Annotated in this window: 18 protein-coding genes and 1 pseudogene; 12 read left to right on the top strand and 7 right to left on the bottom strand. The window is 48.0% G+C overall.

The window, feature by feature from the left end:
- Positions 1-293: 293 nt before the first annotated feature.
- A complete protein-coding gene (locus KDW_RS15760; protein WP_151756839.1) occupies positions 294-782 on the bottom strand; it encodes a DUF1579 domain-containing protein in 489 nt (162 codons plus the stop codon).
- A 487-nt stretch (positions 783-1,269) separates the two neighbouring features.
- Between KDW_RS15760 and KDW_RS31780 the strand changes: the two genes are divergently transcribed.
- The 3 genes from KDW_RS31780 to KDW_RS15745 are packed head-to-tail and all read left to right on the top strand — an operon-like array spanning position 1,270 to position 2,673.
- Positions 1,270-1,476: a helix-turn-helix transcriptional regulator gene (locus tag KDW_RS31780; protein WP_162005275.1), complete on the top strand. Its 207-nt coding sequence runs from the start codon at positions 1,270-1,272 to the stop codon at positions 1,474-1,476.
- Between the two features lie 39 nt (positions 1,477-1,515).
- Entirely contained in the window at positions 1,516-2,040 is a 525-nt protein-coding gene (locus tag KDW_RS15750) for a tyrosine-type recombinase/integrase (protein ID WP_151756837.1), read from the top strand.
- A 21-nt stretch (positions 2,041-2,061) separates the two neighbouring features.
- Positions 2,062-2,673, top strand: a complete 612-nt coding sequence (locus KDW_RS15745; protein ID WP_307767752.1) for a site-specific integrase — start codon at positions 2,062-2,064, stop codon at positions 2,671-2,673.
- Positions 2,674-2,764: 91 nt separating this feature from the next.
- Here the strand turns inward: KDW_RS15745 and KDW_RS15740 are convergent, their stop codons facing one another.
- A complete protein-coding gene (locus KDW_RS15740) occupies positions 2,765-3,556 on the bottom strand; it encodes an alpha/beta fold hydrolase (RefSeq protein WP_151756835.1) in 792 nt (263 codons plus the stop codon).
- A 239-nt stretch (positions 3,557-3,795) separates the two neighbouring features.
- Between KDW_RS15740 and KDW_RS15735 the strand changes: the two genes are divergently transcribed.
- Positions 3,796-4,719, top strand: a complete 924-nt coding sequence (locus KDW_RS15735; RefSeq protein ID WP_151756834.1) for an ADP-ribosylglycohydrolase family protein — start codon at positions 3,796-3,798, stop codon at positions 4,717-4,719.
- A 279-nt stretch (positions 4,720-4,998) separates the two neighbouring features.
- On the opposite strand, the gene KDW_RS15730 is transcribed toward KDW_RS15735, so the two are convergent.
- The 4 genes and pseudogenes from KDW_RS15730 to KDW_RS35925 form a co-directional block, all read right to left on the bottom strand.
- On the bottom strand, positions 4,999-6,138 hold the full coding sequence (locus KDW_RS15730) for a hypothetical protein (protein ID WP_151756833.1): 1,140 nt from the start codon (positions 6,136-6,138) through the stop codon (positions 4,999-5,001).
- A gap of 274 nt (positions 6,139-6,412) precedes the next feature.
- On the bottom strand, positions 6,413-6,928 hold the full coding sequence (locus KDW_RS15725) for a hypothetical protein (RefSeq protein WP_151756832.1): 516 nt from the start codon (positions 6,926-6,928) through the stop codon (positions 6,413-6,415).
- 256 nt (positions 6,929-7,184) lie between these two features.
- Positions 7,185-7,377 (bottom strand): annotated as a pseudogene (locus tag KDW_RS35930) (transposase); the annotation flags it as partial.
- Positions 7,310-7,717, bottom strand: a complete 408-nt coding sequence (locus tag KDW_RS35925; protein WP_371876237.1) for a DUF6585 family protein — start codon at positions 7,715-7,717, stop codon at positions 7,310-7,312. The pseudogene KDW_RS35930 and the gene KDW_RS35925, both read right to left, overlap by 68 nt.
- A gap of 172 nt (positions 7,718-7,889) precedes the next feature.
- On the opposite strand from KDW_RS35925, the gene KDW_RS15715 reads away from it, so the two are divergent.
- From KDW_RS15715 to KDW_RS15690, 6 genes are all read left to right on the top strand, one after another.
- On the top strand, positions 7,890-8,870 hold the full coding sequence (locus KDW_RS15715; RefSeq protein WP_151756830.1) for a hypothetical protein: 981 nt from the start codon (positions 7,890-7,892) through the stop codon (positions 8,868-8,870).
- A 267-nt stretch (positions 8,871-9,137) separates the two neighbouring features.
- Positions 9,138-9,578: a helix-turn-helix domain-containing protein gene (locus KDW_RS15710; protein WP_151756829.1), complete on the top strand. Its 441-nt coding sequence runs from the start codon at positions 9,138-9,140 to the stop codon at positions 9,576-9,578.
- A gap of 83 nt (positions 9,579-9,661) precedes the next feature.
- Positions 9,662-10,249 (top strand): PIN domain-containing protein, encoded by a 588-nt coding sequence (locus KDW_RS15705; protein ID WP_151756828.1) that lies wholly within the window; start codon positions 9,662-9,664, stop codon positions 10,247-10,249.
- A 29-nt stretch (positions 10,250-10,278) separates the two neighbouring features.
- Positions 10,279-10,545, top strand: coding sequence for a recombinase family protein (locus KDW_RS15700; RefSeq protein ID WP_151757383.1), 267 nt, complete (start codon positions 10,279-10,281; stop codon positions 10,543-10,545).
- A 749-nt stretch (positions 10,546-11,294) separates the two neighbouring features.
- Complete coding sequence (locus tag KDW_RS15695) at positions 11,295-11,942, top strand: Uma2 family endonuclease (RefSeq protein WP_151756827.1); 648 nt, start codon at positions 11,295-11,297, stop codon at positions 11,940-11,942.
- Positions 11,943-11,979: 37 nt separating this feature from the next.
- Entirely contained in the window at positions 11,980-12,492 is a 513-nt protein-coding gene (locus tag KDW_RS15690) for a DUF6398 domain-containing protein (protein WP_151756826.1), read from the top strand.
- Positions 12,493-12,666: 174 nt separating this feature from the next.
- Here KDW_RS15690 and KDW_RS34960 read toward each other — a convergent pair whose 3' ends face one another.
- Positions 12,667-12,795, bottom strand: coding sequence for a hypothetical protein (locus KDW_RS34960; RefSeq protein ID WP_269822447.1), 129 nt, complete (start codon positions 12,793-12,795; stop codon positions 12,667-12,669).
- Positions 12,796-13,201: 406 nt separating this feature from the next.
- Between KDW_RS34960 and KDW_RS15680 the strand changes: the two genes are divergently transcribed.
- Both KDW_RS15680 and KDW_RS15675 read left to right on the top strand, forming a co-directional pair.
- Positions 13,202-13,741, top strand: a complete 540-nt coding sequence (locus KDW_RS15680) for a dihydrofolate reductase family protein (protein ID WP_151756824.1) — start codon at positions 13,202-13,204, stop codon at positions 13,739-13,741.
- A gap of 182 nt (positions 13,742-13,923) precedes the next feature.
- The gene (locus KDW_RS15675) at positions 13,924-14,256 is read left to right on the top strand and encodes a VOC family protein (protein ID WP_151756823.1); all 333 of its coding nucleotides are present in this window, start codon (positions 13,924-13,926) and stop codon (positions 14,254-14,256) included.
- The last annotated feature ends 29 nt before the right edge of the window (positions 14,257-14,285 follow it).

Below are 14,285 nucleotides of genomic sequence, written 5' to 3'. Positions count from 1 at the left end.
ATACAGGTTTGTACGGTACAGAGTCCACCTTTTCATGGACAATAACGGGACTCTGACTCTTTCAAGTGTTATATACACATGCGTGCTGTATACGTACGCACTTTCACTGGACGCGTACAGCAACGGTCGGTACAACATCAAATCACCTGATGAGAGGAATGCCTAGAGAAAGGGGATTGGCACATATACGATCTCATCAGCATCTTTTCAGAATGACCACCATTTTCCATGACAGAATCTCCGCTAAACCTCTTCTGGCATGGAAAATGGTATAACCCCTAATAGGTGTGAGCTTAGGCTTTGCGGGTATGTTCGGCGATCCAGTTGGTATCCCAGGTTGTGCCGCCGTCGAAGGAGAAAGCCTGTTGCCAGCGTGCAGTGTTCTCAGTGATGTTATCCCACATAAAGCGCACACGTATGGGAACGCCATCGAATGTCTCCATTTCCTGATAGAAGAGACCGATGCCATCGGTAAACTTGCCGACCACGGCGCTCAGATCTGGCGGGTTGCGATTATCCAACCACAGAATCGACCAGAGCTGGGTCGCTTCGTCGAACGAGCGCAGCCCCAGGCCCTTGCGTACCTCGCCATCGGGCAACGTGCCCTCAAAATCGTCGATATTGGCTCGACCATCGAGGTAGGGGGTGCAGGTAACAGTAGAGGTAAATTCTTGCCAGACGCCCTCCTGATTATGGTAGAGTGCGTTCGTTCTCCGCTTATTCTGCGTCGTCCATGAGCCGTGAAAAAAATCAAAGTCGTGCAAACCAGTGTTTTGATCCATGTCTTTTCACTCCTCTCTCAGGTTCGCTCATCACCTGTTGGCGAACTCATACGGAGTATATACCCCTATGTGGACAATATTGGCCCTCATTCAGCTGACTTGGTATGATCCCTCCAATGTCTCAACTTCTCTTGATGAGATTTTTCATCCATGTCTTTACACAGAACTCGGCATGACAGCTCGATGCCAACACGCTGGCTCCATTGCTATTTTCCTGACATATCTCCAAATTGAGCCTGATGAAAACAAGAAAGCATATCATCAGACAATGCGAGCGTAACACTGAAGGAGCGGCAGCAGAGAGGCAACGATGGAGAGAAGAGCGGGGCACACCTGCAGTAACGTAAACAAACACGAGACCTCCCTCCCTATCTACACCATCCATGCCCCGGTGCTCCAGGTCGGAAAGAAGTACGCTGTGAGGAGATCACACCCATGGAGAGAAGAGACAACCCGTAACCATCACAACAATGAAAGGATTCAACCCATGCCATCAGCACAAGCACCTGAAGTGCCCCGATTGCTCCTCACTATTCCACAGGCGGCCCAGAGTCTTGGTCTTTCTCGTGCCAAGCTCTATTTACTGCTCGCACAACAAAAAGGGCCTCCCGTGATTCGCTTTGGAAGATCCGTACGCATCTCCATCAACTCCCTCCAGAAGTGGATTACAGAGCAGGAAAATGCATCGCTATAAGTGGCCAACACGAACAATACAAAGGGAGGCATACAAGCTATGGGCAAGCGAGGAAACGGTGAAGGAACCGTCTACCAGCGCAAAGATGGACGCTGGACTGCCAGCATCACTATAGGCCAGGGCAGGAGGAAATATCTCTACTTTGCAACACAGAAGGAAGCAATAAAAGCCATCAGAGAAATCAATAATTTGAAAGATCAGGGCATCATGCTTGCCAGCAAAGATCAAACGGTTGCCTTTTTTCTGGAGACCTGGCTTCAAGATACGGCGCAACCACGTTTGCGCCCACGGACTTTTATTCGCTATCAGCACATGATACAGCACCAGATCATTCTCGCTATTGGCAACGTCAAGCTGCAGCAACTCTCGCCGCAGCTCTTACAACGGCTGTATAACGGCGAGTTGCACAAAGGGTATGCTCCACAAACGGTGAAGCATGTACACCGCCTCTTGCACCGTGCGTTACACGATGCGCTTCGCTGGGGCCTGGTGGTGCGCAACGTCTGCGACGCGGTAGATGCCCCACGTGTGCCCAGACATGAGATGCAGGTCCTCAATGCCTAGCAGGCTAAACATTTCTTATGCATAGCACAGGGAGATCCTCTCGAAGCCCTGTATGTTCTCGCCTTGACCACAGGCATGCGCCAGGGCGAACTGCTGGGGCTTAAATGGGCTGATCTCTCCTCCGACATGAAAAAGCTCCAGGTCAGGAGAACGGTTGCGCGCATCGGGAGGCTGGGCTTCGTCGTCGATGAGCCCAAAACGGTAAAGAGTCGGCGAAACATTTATCTCACAGACATCGCGATTGATACCCTCCGGCGCCATCGGGTTCACCAGCATGAACAACGCCTGCAGATGGGAGCAACATGGAATGATCAGGACTGGATATTCTGCAATCAACTGGGCAACCCACTGGAAGCAAGCAATATCATGCGGCGCTCGTTCAAACCACTCTTACAAAAAGCGGGATTGCCCATGATTCGCTTTCACGATCTACGTCACAGTGCAGCAACCCTGCTCCTCACCATGGACATACATCCAAAGATCGTCCAGGAACTGCTCGGCCACAGCACTATTAGCATGACACTGGATACCTATTCACATGTCCTGCCATCCTTGCAAGCGCAGGCCGTCACACGGCTGAACGGTCTCTTCACGACCGCAGCATCTGAACACGACGCCTGTTGCTGGCAATGAGCTGAAAAAAAGGCAATCATCGGTGCACAAAAAATGAAAGTGCCCGCATGGAAGCGGGCAATAACAGTCAATGTGTTCAATTGGGACTGCCTCATCCAAGGAAGAACGCTCTCAATACGGGGGCGAGAATGTCGTCAGCGAGGGCGTGGCCTTGACCTTCCAGTGTTCGCAACTGCGCATGAGGTATCGTTTTCGAGAGCGTTCGCGCTGTCTCATACATAAAGGGATAACTTGCGCCACCGCTCATGACCAGCGTTGGCACACGCACCTGCGCGGCTCGTTCGATAGGCACCGCCCCATCATTGCCCAGAATAGCGGTGTGGTCATAGGCAAGCGTCGGCGCTATCGCCTCAAGCGGGGGCCAGGCCGGTGTATGACGCATGGCTTCAATCTGATCAGTTGGCGTCCCAACCAACGCCATAAATAACGCCACGGCATCGCCACGGCGATCTGCTGCTAACAGCGCTGTAAGGTGTTGAATGTATGCTCTCCATGCAAGCTTCGCCTCACTCGCATCATTGTAAGGAGCCTCATACATGGCAAGTTTCTTGACCTTCTCACCAAGCGTTACGGCTGCTTCAAGAGCAAGAGCGGCCCCCGAGGAATGACCATACAGGTACGCCGCCCCGCCAGCCTCGTCAATCAATACCTCAATGTCCTCAATTTCACGCATGACGGCATATGGCCTGGTATCTCCGCTGTCACCTCGCCCTCGACGGTCGTAGTTATAGACCGTAAAGTATGGCGCAAGGAGTTTGGCGAGCTCCGGCCCAGACCAGGATAATCGAGCACAAAGTGCTCCAGCCACCAGAATGAGTGCGGGTCCCTGACCTGACTGATCGAATGCAATGGGAGTGCCATCTTTAGAAATGACTGTTCTCATAGGGTTTCCTCTTTTGTGGATCAACTGCTGTTTCCCTCTAGTAAGTAAAAACAGTGTAGCACTCTGATCTGAAAAAACTTCTCGGATCTTGCTCTTTATCGCCTGAGGGAGCAGGCTGAGAACAACAGAGGTCAAACTAGCCGGGAGTATCCTGTGGAGTCGAGGGCACCGAGCGAAGGAACATGAGACGACGTAGCGTCCGGGTAGTATACTTAGCAGAAGTGAAAGGATAGTTGACCTTGAAACGGTTTCCTCATGATGAACCACTAACACGTGCTGCTTGTTCTTTAGAAGGTCTCTCGGTCGGTGACGCGCTCGGAGATCATTACTTTGTTGATTCGCTAAGCGCGACCATCGCTCCTGATTTGATTGCTGCACGGATGCTCCCTTCCCCTCCCTGGTACTATACGGACGATACGGAGATGGCTCTTTCGCTCTTTTCCACGCTGCACCATTATGGAACGATTGACCAGGATCATCTGGCCTCGAGCTTTGCCCGCTATTACGATGCTTCACGTGGCTATGGCGAAGCGATGCACGGGCTACTTCGAAAGATAGGCGAGGGCCAGTCCTGGAAAGATTCTGCCAAACACCTCTTCTCCGGTCAGGGATCTTTCGGCAATGGCGCAGCGATGCGCGTGGCTCCGCTGGGTGCCTATTTTGCCGATTCGCTCGACCTGGTGGTTGAGCAAGCAAAACGCTCTGCCGAAGTGACACATACCCATCCCGAAGGCGTTGCTGGGGCAATAGCCATTGCCGTCGCAGCAGCTTGGGCGTGGCGATTGCGAGGCACAAGTGAGAATCTCACGCATACGGAGTTTCTTGACCTGGTATTACCTACTCTACCAGAGAGCGAAGTAGGCACCGCTCTTCGCCGGGCGCGTAACCTTTCCAGCACAACACCTATTCAAGAAGCGATCTCTATATTGGGGAATGGTTCAGCTATTTCAGCGCAGGATACCGTTCCCTTTGTGCTCTGGTGTGCTGGACAACACCTCCAAAGCTACGAAGAGGCTCTCTGGTTCACACTCAGTGGACTAGGAGATATCGACACGAACTGTGCGATGGTTGGGGGAATCATAGCACTCTCGAGCAAAGATCCCATTCCCCCTGCATGGCTCAAAGCGAGAGAAGTATTGCCTGATTGGGCATTTCAGAAGTAACTGGTTGCAAGTCCAGCTGGCTCTTTTTCTTTTCCAAACGAGCATACAAGCAAGGATTGAGTCCAACATCATCTGGTTCCTCAGGTTGTCGTAGCTCGTAAAGCTCCTCCAGGACAGAATAGAATGTATTGATTGACCCTTAAAAAGACTCAATCAATACATTCTATTCTACACTCATAAAAATGCTAGAGTGTCTACCTGCTCCTGCAAAAACTGAACATGTAATGTACTTTTCACTTCTCTGATGGTGGGACTACATTGTTACAATATGGTTATCTTTTACTGGTCAGAGACTTCCCTCGTTGTGCTAATCGATATGAGCTGGTCATATCGACCAATCCGGCATTGCAGCGCGATCCTTGTATTGTGAGCATGGTACAGCATACGCCAGCCTTCTGTTTTTAGCGCAATAAAGTGTTGGGCCGCAGCAAACGCTTCTTCTGGGGTCGCAAATCCAACGTTTTCATCTTTCTCAAAATAGATGCCTGAGATATCGCGGAATTGCACCCCGGCTAGCCATCCTTTCCGCCACGTCTCTATCAGTTGGACATAGACTTTATGAAAATTGACTCGCATAGCCTGTTTCGCCTGATAAAGTTGCCCCTCACTCATCTGCTTTTGCCACACAAAGTCTCTATGATCAATCCGTAAAGGAGGCCTGGCAGGCACAGATGGCACACTACCACGCGTGATGACAATGGAATCTTGGGAATCAATCTTTCCAAGTTGTTGAACAAGGCTGTGCACACTCTCTTCCTCAGCACAGAATGCAAGCAGCGTTTCCAGGGCGTGCTCTGGGGTGAGAAACAGTTGATCGGCTGCTGGCTCAAATTCCACACTCTGTGTCTCCGAAAAAAGGATGAGGGCTCCCCACCCTTTTCCATAGACATGTGCCAGCCGTAAACCAATAGCTGCCTCTGCCACGCGCCTACGTTCCCAGGGTCGATAGGCGGCCTCAGTATTGGTGAGATGATACAGGGTAAAAAGGATTCCGTTCACTTCCAGCACTGAAGGAGAAAAATAACGCTCTGGATCAACGTCGACTGGCCTGGGTGGGACATGATGGAAGATTTGACGAGCTTGTTTCTGCTCTTTCATATCTTTGAACGCTTCATGCACACGGTGTTCCTCGGCAAGAAATTCTTCGGTTACCAGAAACGCAATCTCAGAGGTGGGAAAAAGAGCTTGAGAGGAAAGCTTCAGTTGAATGATAAAACGTCCATTCAAACGTATAGCTCCCCACCATCCTTTATCAGAAACATACTCAAGAAAAAGGTCAATCTTCATCTCTCCAAGTGTACGCGGCTCGCATGCCTGGTACACAATATAATCCTTGCCCTGAGCAACCTGGGTAAAGGCACAATCATAAATATAAATATGAGGCTGCTCGACGTCCTTGTTTTCCTGCATTTCATCCATAAAAGTAAATATGCTCACTTCTTACTTTACTCTCTATATATATTGTACCTTTACCACATCCTTTCATACAACCATCAGTTTATGTATCAACTCATTATGCTTATAAATAAGGTGAGAGCCAAATTGAGATATCATCATCCTGATACTATTCTCATTCTTCTAGTGGTCAATCCAGTTGGGTTTTGCCAAGGGACGCTAGGTTTTGCCGCAACACTCGCTTCGAGATGATGAATCCCATCGTTTTGCGAACCGCTGTCGGGCGAGATCTCGGGAGCTATCCTGGGAGAAAATGGGTGTGCTTGCCTTGCTGATCAGCTACCCACTTCATCTGGTGCAAATCGAAGGACTCTTGGTCATCATGACGACAGATATAGGCAGGAAGCGTGACATGTTGTCCACCAGCTCGCATCCAGCATGCGACAAACCATTCAATCAGGGTGCTCATTTCAATCTCGATGGTCTCAACGCCTGCCTCTTCATACAATTTCTGGCGATCTTCCTCACTCGGGGGAATGACCTCCTTAACCGCTTCTAAGAGACCGATGCTGGAGGGGAGAAAAAACGTGGCATCGTGATGAAACACTTCGGAATTGTGGGCATCGAGCAAGAACATCCTCAGTGGGACCCCTTCTCGCAGGCCATCAGGAAAAACCTCGGTATCAAGCAGGACGACGTGAGGATGGAAGCGCGCAGTGACGATCGTTTGCAGCTGGCTCTCTAGGGCGGGTTCGAGCTTCTCCAACAACGATCTGATCCATTGTGTGTAGCCATTGGCATCATAGCTTTCCATGAGTGGTGCTCCTTGGTTTCCCGTGCTTCCGCCGTTTCGTGGTGGGGAGAACCGTTTTCTCCTCAGGGTCTTACCCGTGCGCCTCTTGAGTATACCATCCAATTTCAGTGTGCGCGAACGTTCTTACTCAGATCAGGATAGAGATGCTGCAGTTTGTCGCGAGCATCATTGGTTGTAAATTGCCACGAAATGGTCGCATGTTCCCGATTGCGCTTGAGTTCTAACGTATTGATGTACCGACACAACGTGGCCAGGCAGTCAATGCGGCGAGGCAAGCAGCCGCGCTGAAAGATGCTGATCTCGATTTCGGCCATGTTCAACCAACTCCCATGCTTCGGTGTGGAATAAAACTCAACTCGCCCCAGGATACGCCGTGCTTCTTCAGGAGGAAACGCTTCGTACAGGGCAGCAGGTGTATGGGTGTTCAGGTTGTCCTGGACGATGCGGATAACGTACAATCTTATACATGCTTTTATGATGGAAAATAAAACCAGCCGAGCAAATATAAACCGTCGCCCTACGAAGCAACAGAAGAGAACCCAAAAACATAATTGCAACAAATAACATAATCGCAACCAGAATACCATAGAGAGTAAGGGAAGTTTGAGTGAAACGAAAAGGAATCTGAGTGCCTGCTGCAATGATGCATATAACAGAGGTAAAGGCTATACTCCAGCCATATACTTTAAATTGTGGTCGTTTCGTCGTGCGATACACCCTGATCGGTTCGCCCAGTGTATATGTTGCTGCTAATTGATAGACGTCATGCGGCAAATGCCTCGATATCATCTGTATTGGATCCTTCCATAAATTATCTCAATAATAATAACGCATTGGCGGAAACAAATTATCGATGACGAAAAAATGTTGCAAAAGGCAGAAGAATCATTTATACTCTAATATAGATACGTTTGTTTGTAACAATGCGCCAGCTCTAGCGCATCCCCAAAGAGCATCCTCAATGATCATTCAGTGTCATCATCTCCGCGAATTAGCTATTATTCAAGCTAATTGCTGCTTCCATTGTCATGTCCTGGCTGGCTGTGAAGGCCACGATTTACCTGATGGACATCAAGCAGCCTTATGTTGTGCTCGTAGAGACGATTTTACACCTGAAGAGGTGCAAGCGATCATGGCGAAAATCCCAGAATGGCAAGCACAAGAATCGATAGACGAGCTCACATATACGGCGAAGCTCACAATTCCTGAACGCTTTCGCCCTGCCTATCAGGCCATACAACGTCTTGAAAGCGATGAACGATGCCTTGCTGCAATCACTCATGACACCAACTCTCGAGAAAATCCATCCAATATGTATGCCATCGTTATTGTCGACCCATCTTCCTCATCTCGTAACAGGCACTTCCTGATAGAGGATATCACGCTTATTCTTGTTTTTTTATCGCTGGAAAAGTTTGAAAGTCTCACATACGATGAAATTGAACAGCATGGTCGCCACCTGAATCTTTCAATAGCAAGAAGCCAGATCATCTTTGATAAAAAGGGTACAATCTGTGCGATGCAAGAGAAGGCCCGTCACCTCCAACGTCACACAGCCTCCCCTGAAGATCTCTACCACATCAAATCTAAAGCACTGCACTTTCATGATATCGTGAAAGACCAGATACAAAGCAAGCCGACACAAGCGCTCCTTTTCATGCATACCCATCTACAGAATCTACTCGTGTTCCATTATCAATTACAACGAAGATGGTGGCAGGGACAACCTCAGTTGGCAGAGGACCTACGGCATTGGGACCATGAACTGGCCAACCTGATAGATACTTTTGTGGCAACAGGTGACGTTGAGATGAAATTTCAGCACTGGTCTGCCATCATTGACTACATCTTGCAGCCGTTTGATGGCCACACAATAACAATTCCAGATACCTATATTCGCATTGACCGTCAGTACGATCTCTCGCAATTACTCAAAAAATAAAAATCTCTACCTGCTTTCTTCTCGATAGCAAAGAAGGCAGAGATGTAGTATACATCACTTATGGTTGAGAACGCGATTCTGATTAATCTTAACCATAAGCTTCATCGAGCTTCGCAATCAATTCACCGCTCCTGTTCAGTTCGATTATTGCGAATATTGCGTTTATTTCGATTATATTGTATACTGTTTATGTGGTCCATCATCATTATTCTTGCCAGGTAAAGTAAGTTGGCAAAGAATATGACGAAGGTTAGGAAGGGATAAGATATGGAGAACGTTCTCGATCCGGTTGCTCCGCAAGAAAGTGAGAAGCCGAAGTTAAAAATATTGGACGGAGTGTTTCACAGTGCTCAAAAAAAAGGCATTCCAAAGCTTGTTGGGCCTGAAGGATTTGAAATAGAGTTACCAGGGTCAGTCTTTCAGGCATTATGCCAGGTCATTTACCATATGTTGCAGGGAAATGCTGTAAGCATTATACCTGTTACTAAAGAGCTAACTACCCAGGAAGCTGCTGATTTTTTAAATGTCTCGCGACCATTTCTAATTAAATTGCTTGAAGAAGGGAAAATGCCTTTTTCAAAGGTTGGTACTCATCGCCGTATCCGCTTTAGTGATGTGTTAGCGTACAAAAAATCTCAGGCCAAGGTAAGGAAGCGAGGATTAGCTGAAATGACCCGCATTGCTGAAGATGAAGGTGTATACGATTAGTGCAAACCTTGCCTGTCTTGGATGAGACAGGCATATTACTATTTGGCACGAGAAACTCACATAATTTTTAAAGGATGTAGTGGATGTCTTCATTGCATGTTGTATTGGATGCAAATGTCATTTTTCCTGCTTCATTACGTGACATATTATTAAGGTTGGCAGCCGATGACTTATATAGACTGTATATTACAGATGAAATTCTCGAAGAAACTTGCCGAAACTTGATAATAAAGGGGAGGATGACAGAATCTGGCACATTGCACTTAAAGCGAGAAATAAAACGGAGCTTTCCCGAAGCATTTGTGAATGGGTATCAATTATTAATTCCTTCTATGTCTAATCATGTGAAGGATCGACATGTACTTGCAACTGCTGTTAAAGTGCAAGCTCAAGTTATTGTAACACAGAATTTGAAAGACTTTCCTTCCAATAGCCTTTCCCCTTTTGATATTGAAGCACAGTCTCCTGATGATTTTCTTGTACACCTTCATTACCTTAACAGTGAAGTAGTCGCTAGAAATTTAATAGAGCAAGCTGGTGATCTGCGTAAGCCTTCTAAGACGGTTCCTGAGCTTTTAGATATACTAGCACAACATACCCCAAGATTCGTAGCTCTAGCTCGTGTGCATTTCAGCTCTACTTCCTATTCCTGGCCCCAGATACAAGATTAGGTTTTAAAAGCCCAAAGACATAAAAAGCCCTGGTCTCTCAGCATAGGTCAGGGCTTGAATTCGTCGTCTGGAAGCCCGATCGAGTGGAACAGTCCTTAGCACATCGCATCGAATTGCTCAAGCGTCTCCAAGAGCGAGACATTAAATTCATCAGCCTAACGGAACAGATTGATACTACAACCCCAGGTAGGAAGCTCATCTCTCACATTCTGGATGCTCATTGTACTCCAGCATCATGGAAAGCTTTTTCTAGCACGTCTTTTATCCTAAGTATGTTAGCCCGGTGTCAAAGATAACGAAGGTTGATTTTCGTACCCTACAGCTTGTTAAAGAGATTAATGTTAGGCGAGCAAGGTCAGAAATGATTGCTCATCAGTGATCTATTTTTATAAAAAACGCTTCAAAGATTATTTTACTTAATAAGCTTTTATTACAGTCTATTTTCATATCACAAAGCACTATCCCAATGTATTTCCTCAGCTTCGATCTGAATAATCTTTTGGTCTCCCCCTCGGCTCTGCCAGAACTTCCGCCTCATCGTAGAGAAGCATTGAAGTGATAATCGTCGTAAGATGATAAAATGGATGATCTACTTAAATATCTTGCAATACTCCCTGTTCCATTAAGAGATTTAAGTCGAGCACTTTCTAGTTCCTTAGATTGCCATGGCATAGTAAAGTCCTTCCAGAAAAGAACCGAACAGAATTTATTGATGAGCCACTAGAAAGGCTCATCAATAAATTCTGTTCCTAGTTGATCTCCTTCTTCTTTGCAAGATTTTGAAGGGTGTATGGCATTGAGTATAGACTGGCTCGCCATGATGGTGGAAAAGTTGTTGCATATGCTATACTTGAGAAGCGTAATTGCGACTACTCAATTCATCCATTTCAGGGTAATACCTACAATGTTGAAAGAAAAGGCGTGCAAGAATCTCCCATTAGGGGCTTCAATGGTAGGGTAAAACAAGCCTATTCACAGGACTTTTGGAAGAAGCATTTCGATCCAGGAGAGGATATCGAAGCGTTGTTCCTGGAAAAGGAGAGCAATGGCGACAAATTTCCGCGACGATCCGACACCGCCAATGTGGCATCGTCCTGGGACGAAGATGACCGAAGAGCACTATCACGAACTTGAGCACCTCTCTCCCGATCGCAAATACGAATACATCGATGGCATCGCGTACATGATGAGCGGTGGAAGTGTCGCGCATGATCGGATCGCGTATAATGCACGACTCGCGTTAGACTCACACCTTCAATCGCGTGCTTGTACCGTCTTCAGAGCAGATGTTCAGGTATATCTTGCCCGAAAGAAAAATGGAAAACCTCATTTTGTCTATCCAGATGTCACGGTTTCTTGTGATGTGGCGGATAGCAGATCAGATAATATGCTGATCGAATCGCCCCGTGTCGTTGTGGAGGTACTTTCTCCAGGCACCGAAACCAAAGATCGCGGTGCAAAGTTTAAAGCGTATCAAAATCAGGAAACTATCCAGGAAATCGTGTTGGTCAGCCAGTTTGCTCAGTATGTCGAAGTCTGGCAGCGCAATGAACAAGACCCCAACAATCCTAAGGCCTGGCTCTATCGCCACTATGGACCTGGTGACACCGTTGATCTCGTCAGTATTGATGTACACATCGAGGTTGCAGCGTGGTATCGAGGATTGGTATTTGATGACGAAGAAGGGTCTTAGTCAATAAAGTAACATGGATCAAAGGAGAAAGTTATGTATGGCCAAACGAAGTCCATCACAACAGGTTCCCAAAGAGATGCAACAGCGCTTCGAGGAAATCACCCTGCTCACGGATACGTTCAGTCAGGCATCCTTAAATGACGAGTATCACCAACTCTGCCGTGAGCTGACGGCAACCTTGTGCCGGAAACGTCCCTCACCACTGGCACGAGGGAAGACTTCCACCTGGGCATGTGGGATTATTCATGCGTTGGGCATGGTCAACTTTCTCTTTGATCCTGCACAGACCCCTCACATAGCGGCAAGCCAGATCTGGGAGTATTTCGAGCTCAGTTCGAGCACGATGCAGGCAAAATCTAAACAGATCCGTGACCTCCTGGGTATGTATCCAATGGATCCCAATTGGTCACTTCCCTCAATGGTTGACACGAATCCTCTGGTCTGGATGCTTGAGATCAATGGCTTCATCATCGATATACGCCATGCACCCAGAGAGATTCAGGAGGTCGCCTTCCATAAAGGGTTGATCCCTTATATCCCTGATGCATGAGTGGGGGGCACCATGTATCCTCATTCCTGAACGCTGCTTTGAGCTTCGTCTGGTGACAGCCTTGCCAGTCAGTCTCTATGATCGGGAACGACGACAACAGGTCCGTCACACCCTTTCGCAAATCTACCATTGTACCTTTAATGGACGGGAGCGCGAGATTATTGTCCGCTGTGGCTATGTTGCTTTGGCTTGCTCTCGCCAGGCAGTGCGTTCCATCTCGCCCTGTTCGCTGGCTCTCAGAATCTTTTTTTCGTGTCCACCCTCATGCCATTCTGGAACGACTGATGGAAGTGGGGCTGACATTGGTCCTGTTCCTGGCTTCCCACATCTGACTGTGCTGCTCTCGGGTTGCATCGGGGTTGGTTTCTAGCTGGTCGCACAGACCAGACTGCAAGGCCGCTCATTTGATGCTGAGGCGACCAGGGATCGGTTGGGGCAAGATATGCCCCTCTCTCGTCGCGCTTTGGAGTCATGCCAGAAAAAGCGCGGATCACAGCGAAATAACCTCATCCTGCCCCAAATCCGATGGAGAGCCATAGATCAACCCTTCTAAACACCTACCTCTATAATATCAATCAGCGGAAGACCCTCTTCCTATGTTTGCCTTCAGCCTGCGATGAGTTTTGGGTCAACTTGTCGTCTTATAAGTGCAAGAAGATCGATACCTCTGACAAATCAAGGTAAATAGGATAGGAAAGGACACCATATCATGCGGAAAATTATCGAATATACCCTAGTATCGGTAGACGGCGTTTTCGCAGGAGCAGGCATCTCGGGATTTTCTGAGTACCGTGATGATGCGTATATGCGGGACGGATTGGGCCAGGCACTGGCGTGTGACGCGATGTTAATGGGCAGGACCACATACGAAGGCTTTGCTGCGATTTGGCCGAGACGCACCGACCCGTGGGCCGACAGGATCAATGCCATGCCAAAGTATGTGTTCTCATCGACGCTGGAAAAAACCGAATGGAACAACACGACCATTGTGCGAGGCGATGTGGTAGCTGAAGTGACCAGGCTCAAGCAGCAAGAAGGACGGGATCTTCTCATCTATGGTCATGGTCTTCTCGCAGAGACGTTGCTCAAGCACCACTTGCTTGACGTGCTCGATCTCTCGATCCATCCGCTTGTTGTGGGGCGGGGGAAGCAGTTCTTTCGGGAGGAAGAAAACACCACATTGAGGTTCGTTGCAGCAAAGAGCTTCTCGAAAGGCATTGTGAAGCTCACCTATGAACCGCGGTACTGATGCTATTCGGCTCCGCCCATGCCTGCCAGGAGTGAAGATCCTCGCCGAGAGCAACGCGGCTATGACCGCACCTCTCTCTCATTAAAATATAGGGTACAGGACATAATGCTATCAACATACGTAAGGAGGACAAGTACATATGCGCAACGCCGTATACTGGGTAGAATTACCCGTAAAGGAGTTTGATCGTAAAGCAGTTTTATGAGGCGGTGTTTGAGGTCAGTATTGAGCTAGTACCTATCCCAAGAGGAAGAAAATACGGTATTTTCCCGCTTGATGTAAAAGCCCTGGGTGCAGGGTTGGCACTCGTTGAAGGTACTGGCTACGAACCAACCGATACTGGTTCGATAATATATATTGATAGGGGCGAAAGCCTTGACGGACCGTTATCACGCATAGAGACTGCTGGCGGGAAAATCCTGCTTCCCAAAGCAGAGAACAGCGGCGGCAATGGTTTTATTGCACAATTCCGCGATTCAGAAGGTAATAGAGTGGGCCTCCATTCGTCCGATTAAACGTTGCAGTATTAAAAAAGGAATGACGA

Origin of the sequence: Dictyobacter vulcani (genome assembly GCF_008974265.1) — a bacterium.
GTDB classification, from domain to species: domain Bacteria; phylum Chloroflexota; class Ktedonobacteria; order Ktedonobacterales; family Ktedonobacteraceae; genus Dictyobacter; species Dictyobacter vulcani.
This window is presented reverse-complemented; position numbering and strand designations above follow the sequence as displayed.